The 2500-nt window shown below is 56.1% G+C and carries 1 protein-coding gene and 2 rRNA genes (1 of these 3 cut by a window edge); 2 read left to right on the top strand and 1 reads right to left on the bottom strand.

Annotated features, from left to right (window positions below):
* Both ACXAIC_RS24445 and rrf read left to right on the top strand, forming a co-directional pair.
* A 23S ribosomal RNA gene (locus tag ACXAIC_RS24445) occupies nucleotides 1-1701 on the top strand (it extends 1022 nt beyond the left edge of the window).
* 261 nt (nucleotides 1702-1962) lie between these two features.
* Nucleotides 1963-2077, top strand: a 5S ribosomal RNA gene (gene rrf, locus ACXAIC_RS24440).
* A 207-nt stretch (nucleotides 2078-2284) separates the two neighbouring features.
* On the opposite strand, the gene ACXAIC_RS24435 is transcribed toward rrf, so the two are convergent.
* Nucleotides 2285-2500, bottom strand: a 216-nt coding sequence (locus ACXAIC_RS24435; protein ID WP_475186979.1) for a hypothetical protein, incomplete at its 5' end; no start/stop codon positions are given.

Genomic DNA, 2500 nt, shown 5'->3' with positions numbered 1-2500 from the left:
ATGTTGGCTTAGAAGCAGCCATCATTTAAAGAAAGCGTAACAGCTCACTGGTCTAAATAAGGGGTCCCGCGCCGAAAATGTACCGGGGCTCAAGCCATACACCGAAACTGCGGGTGCATCTTTGATGCGCGGTAGCGGAGCGTTCTGTAAGTCTGCGAAGGGGGACCCGTGAGGGCTCCTGGAGATATCAGAAGTGCGAATGCTGACATGAGTAACGATAAAGCGGGTGAGAGACCCGCTCGCCGAAAGTCCAAGGGTTCCTGCGCAACGCTAATCGGCGCAGGGTTAGCCGGCCCCTAAGGCGAGGCCGAAAGGCGTAGTCGATGGGAATGCAGTTAATATTCTGCAGCTTGGTGGTAGTGACGGATGCCGTGTGTTGTATCTCCTTATTGGATTGGGGGTGCAGCGAAGGTGTTCCAGGAAATAGCTCCACTTTATAAACCGTACCCGAAACCGACACAGGTGGACTGGTAGAGCATACCAAGGCGCTTGAGAGAACTATGCTGAAGGAACTCGGCAAAATGCTCCCGTAAGTTCGCGAGAAGGGAGACCCATGCGAGGGCAACCTTGTGTGGGTGGCACAGACCAGGGGGTGGCGACTGTTTATCAAAAACACAGGGCTCTGCGAAGCCGCAAGGCGACGTATAGGGTCTGACGCCTGCCCGGTGCTGGAAGGTTAAGAGGAGGTGTGCAAGCACCGAATTGAAGCCCCAGTAAACGGCGGCCGTAACTATAACGGTCCTAAGGTAGCGAAATTCCTTGTCGGGTAAGTTCCGACCTGCACGAATGGCGTAACGACTTCCCCGCTGTCTCCAGCATAGACTCAGTGAAATTGAATTCCCCGTGAAGATGCGGGGTTCCTGCGGTCAGACGGAAAGACCCCGTGCACCTTTACTACAGCTTCACACTGGTATTCGTGACGACTTGTGTAGGATAGGTGGTAGACGTTGAAGCATTGGCGCCAGCTGATGTGGAGTCACCCTTGAAATACCACCCCTGTCGTCATGGATATCTAACCGCGGTACAACAATATCCGGGACCGTGTGTGGCGGGTAGTTTGACTGGGGCGGTCGCCTCCCAAATGGTAACGGAGGCGCGCGAAGGTGGGCTCAGAGCGGTCGGAAATCGCTCGTTGAGTGCAATGGCATAAGCCTGCCTGACTGCGAGACTGACAAGTCGAGCAGAGTCGAAAGACGGCCATAGTGATCCGGTGGTCCCTCGTGGAAGGGCCATCGCTCAACGGATAAAAGGTACGCCGGGGATAACAGGCTGATGATGCCCAAGAGTCCATATCGACGGCATTGTTTGGCACCTCGATGTCGACTCATCACATCCTGGGGCTGGAGCAGGTCCCAAGGGTTTGGCTGTTCGCCAATTAAAGTGGTACGTGAGTTGGGTTCAGAACGTCGCGAGACAGTTCGGTCCCTATCTGCCGTGGGTGTAGGAGAATTGAGAGGATCTGTCCCTAGTACGAGAGGACCGGGATGGACGTACCTCTGGTGGACCTGTTGTGGCGCCAGCCGCATTGCAGGGTAGCTATGTACGGAAGGGATAACCGCTGAAAGCATCTAAGCGGGAAACCCACCTCAAAACCAGTTCTCCCTGAAGAGCCGTGGAAGACCACCACGTCGATAGGAAGCGTGTGGAAGTGTGGCAACACATGAAGCTTAGCTTTACTAATAGCTCGTTCGGCTTGATCGCTCTCATTAATCAATGTTCATCTTTGCCAAAGCGCCCTTGGCGCTTTGGAAAGATCATTTTAGGTGCACTACCGCCTAGCGGTTACTTCAGTGCGTTTGAAATGATCAAAACAAGACCAGTTTTACCCCTCGTGGAAACACAGTTCGAAGCGCAAGCTTCGCAAGGCCAAGCGGCCGCCGCCCGGTCAGGGCGCGCTCCCGCAGGCCAGCGCTTGAAAAGCGCGGTGCGGCCGTGAGGGAAAAGCAAACTGCGCTTCGCCGGCCTGGTGGCCTCAGCGGGGAGCCCCCACCCGATCCCATCCCGAACTCGGCCGTGAAACTCCCCAGCGCCAATGGTACTGCATCTTAAGGTGTGGGAGAGTAGGTCGCCGCCAGGCCTGCTAAACGCAGTTTGAAATCTTAGCGCTCTTGAGCGCGCATCTCTTGAACGACACAAAACAACCCGGCACCAGATCAGCTCTCATGCCTCCGGTGCTGGCACCATGGAGCAGCCCCCGTTTGACCGCAGGCGAAAGCCCAGGACAAACAGACAAAAATGCCGGGCAGGACACGGGCCGGACAGAAGCCCCCCAACCACGGTGATGCTAAAATAACGCGGGATGGAGCAGCCCCCGCGACGCCCACAGGACCAAAGGTCCGAGGACGCGCAAAACAAAAAAGGCCGGGCTTAAAACAGCCCCCTCCGGAACCAAAGAGTTCCAGGGAAAACAAAATAACGCGGGATGGAGCAGCCCCCGCGACGCCCACAGGACCAAAGGTCCGAGGACGCGCAAAACAAAAAAGGCCGGGCTTAAAACAGC

The sequence above is a fragment of the Roseibium sp. AWQ4_254 genome (assembly GCF_056161025.1).
This window is presented reverse-complemented; position numbering and strand designations above follow the sequence as displayed.